General features: G+C 59.4%; 4 protein-coding genes. 2 read left to right on the forward strand and 2 right to left on the reverse strand.

What is annotated here, in order from left to right:
* Positions 1 to 10 precede the first annotated feature (10 nt).
* Both JX325_RS14550 and JX325_RS14555 read left to right on the forward strand, forming a co-directional pair.
* Positions 11 to 1021 carry an ABC transporter substrate-binding protein gene (locus tag JX325_RS14550; RefSeq protein ID WP_204791799.1) on the forward strand — a complete coding sequence of 337 codons (1011 nt, stop codon included), beginning with the start codon at positions 11 to 13 and terminating at the stop codon, positions 1019 to 1021.
* Positions 1018 to 1773 (forward strand): ABC transporter ATP-binding protein, encoded by a 756-nt coding sequence (locus tag JX325_RS14555; protein ID WP_204791800.1) that lies wholly within the window; start codon positions 1018 to 1020, stop codon positions 1771 to 1773. Before JX325_RS14550 ends, JX325_RS14555 begins: the two co-directional genes overlap by 4 nt.
* 71 nt (positions 1774 to 1844) lie before the next feature.
* Here JX325_RS14555 and JX325_RS14560 read toward each other — a convergent pair whose 3' ends face one another.
* Entirely contained in the window at positions 1845 to 2264 is a 420-nt protein-coding gene (locus tag JX325_RS14560) for a PH domain-containing protein (RefSeq protein ID WP_204791801.1), read from the reverse strand.
* Positions 2265 to 2538: 274 nt separating this feature from the next.
* Positions 2539 to 2973, reverse strand: a 435-nt coding sequence (locus JX325_RS14565; RefSeq protein ID WP_204791802.1) for a class I SAM-dependent methyltransferase, incomplete at its 5' end; no start/stop codon positions are given.

Here is a 2973-nt window from a genome sequence, read left to right on the forward strand (position 1 = left end):
CGATTAAACGATGAAACATTGGAAAACGGCGGTCCTTCTGCCGGTCCTGCTTCTGCTCCTCCCCGCCTGCGGGGCGGGCGCCGGGGAAACGGCGGGCGGCGGTCTTACCCCTGTCTCCATCTGCCTGGAGTGGACTCCCAACACGAACCACACCGGCTTATACGCCGCCTTGTCCCTGGGCTATTTTCAGGAGGAGGGACTGGATGTACAGATTCTCCAGCCCCCGGAGGACGGGGCTTCCGCCCTCTGCGCCGCCGGGCGGACGGAATTCGCCGTCACCGCCCAGGACACCCTGGCCGCGGCCCTCTCCCGGGAGGAGCCTCTGGAAATCACGGCGGTGGCCGCCATCCTCCAGCACGACACCTCCGGCATCCTCTCCCGGGCGGGAGAGGGCATGGACCGGCCCAAAGGCCTGGAGGGCCATACTTATTCCACCTACAACGGCCTGATTGAGCTGGCCATGCTGCGGCGGGTGGTGGAGCTGGACGGCGGGGACTTCTCCCAGGTCAATCTGGTCCCCTACGCCGTCACCGACGAGGCCGGAGCCCTCCGGGAGGGCCTGACGGACGCCCTCTGGGTCTATTACGGCTGGGGCGGCGTGTCGGCGGAGCTGGCGGGACTGGAGACCGACTATTTTTACTTCAAAGACATCGACCCGGTCTTCGACTTCTACACCCCCATCATTGTTGCCAACGACGCCTTTCTGAAGGAGCACCCGGAAACCGCCAGGGCCTTCCTGGCCGCGGCCTCCAAGGGCTACGCCTATGCCGCGGAGCACCCGGAGGAGGCCGCCCAGATGCTTATGGACGGCGACGATACCGGCTCCCTCTCCGGCAGCGCCGCCCTGGTCACAGCCAGCCAGAAATGGATGGCGGAGCAGTATCAGGCGGACGCGGAGCGCTGGGGCTATATGGACCCCGGTCGCTGGAACGCCTTCTATCAATGGCTGAACGACAACGGCCTGGTGGAAAACCCCATTGCGGAAAACGCGGGCTTCACCAACAGCTTCCTTCCCCAATGACGGGCCGGGATCACCCCGTCCTTCAGGCGGAGGGCGTCGCCAAGTCCTACGGAGGCAGAAAAATCCTGGAAAACGTCTCCATCTCCCTGGGGCCGGGGGAGCTGGTGTGCCTGGTGGGCGTCAGCGGCGCGGGGAAGACCACGCTGTTCAACATCCTCTCCGGACTGGAACGGCCCGACGGGGGCCGGGTGCTCCTGAACGGGCGGGACGTCACCGGCGCGCCGGGACAGGTCAGCTACATGCTCCAAAGGGACCTGCTCCTGCCCCATAAGAAGGTGCNGGACAACGCCGCCCTGCCCCTGGTCATTCGGGGCATGAAGAAGCGGGAGGCCCGGGCGGAGGCCGCCTCCTATTTCCCCCGCTTTGGCCTGGAGGGCACGGAGGACAAGTATCCCGCCCAGCTCTCCGGCGGAATGCGCCAGCGGGCGGCGCTGCTGCGGACCTTTCTGGGGTCCCGGGAGGCGGCGCTGCTGGACGAGCCCTTTTCCGCCCTGGACGCCCTGACAAAGCGGGAAATCCACCAATGGTACTTGGGCATGATGGACCAGCTGCGCATGGCGGCGCTTTTCATCACCCACGACATCGACGAGGCCATCCTCCTCTCGGACCGGGTCTGCGTGCTCTCCGGCCGGCCGGGGCGCGTCGCCGCGGAGCTGACAATCCGCCCACCCAGGCCCCGGGACCCGTCCTTCCCGGTCAGCGGGGAATTTTTGGACTATAAAAAGCGGATTCTGTCCCTGCTGGAAGCATGATCGGACCCGCGGGGAAAAGCGTTACGGCGGAGGGCCGCCCCACAAAGTGGGGCGGCCCTCCGCCGCGAAACTCAGATTTCGTCCTCTTCCGTATCCAGTTCGGCGTCCTCGCCGTAGTCCTGGCAGACGGGACCGTCCTCCCCGCCCAAAAGCTCGGTAGCCCGCATGCGGCGCTTGTCCTTGGCCGCCTCCACGTTCTTGTGGATCAGCTCCTTCACCGTCCGGGGGTCCTTCACATTTTTCAGATCCAGGTGCGGAATGCTCTTGTCCGACGACACTACGCACACCGTCCCCACGCCAAAGATACGCTGGCCCAGGCTCATGGTCAGCCGCAGGTCCCGCACACGGTAAAGCAGCACCTCGTCGGACTTCACATTGAGAAAACCCGTCTCGCAGAACAGCCGGTCCTCGCTGAGGCGGTACCGGGTAAACGACAGGGGCATGCCCAGAAAGCGCTTTCGGTCCTTCCACAGATAATCAATGCTCTCCATGCCTTAACCTCCCTTTTCGCCCCAGTATACCATTTTCCGGCACAATGCGCAAGCAAAGTTATGAAAAACGCTGTTCCATAGCAATCCAAGAAATTAACAAGGAATACCAGCGGCAGAAAACCAACCAGCACAGTCGGATGGGCGGAGGACTTTATGGCACAGTACCCGTTCAGCTAGTTCACGGTGAAGCTGGTGAACGCCGCTCTTTTTACAGCCGGACGGCGTTTTCGGTGAGGTTGACAGTCCTTTTTGTTGTTTATGTTGTTTGCTTTTGTCAAGCGTTGCAATAGTTGCTGATTGAAACATCATATGTAAATAATGGACTATCATCCGCACCTTGCTTATCCAGGAAATGAAATTCCTTTATCATTTTTTCCGGCACATAAATGCCGCATATGTTACGGTCAGTTACACAAAAATCTCTAAACTGCTCTCCCAATGCTTCTGAAATGGCATATAATACGTCTGGATTAAAGTAACCTGACGCATTTTTCACATCATGCCAAATCACAATTGCATCGTCTTTTTTTATCGAAAAAATGTTTTTTGTATCACTGTAAACACCTTCGTAACTATGATCTCCGTCAATGAAAAACAAGTCGATATCTTTGGGCAACTGTGAATAGTCAAACTCTTTGGAATTCGCATAATATTGCGTGATTTTCGGGTTTTTTGCCAATCTTCCGGAATAATCCACAATTCCATACAT

Origin of the sequence: Oscillibacter sp. CU971, assembly GCF_905219725.1 — a bacterium.
Taxonomy (GTDB): domain Bacteria; phylum Bacillota; class Clostridia; order Oscillospirales; family Oscillospiraceae; genus Oscillibacter.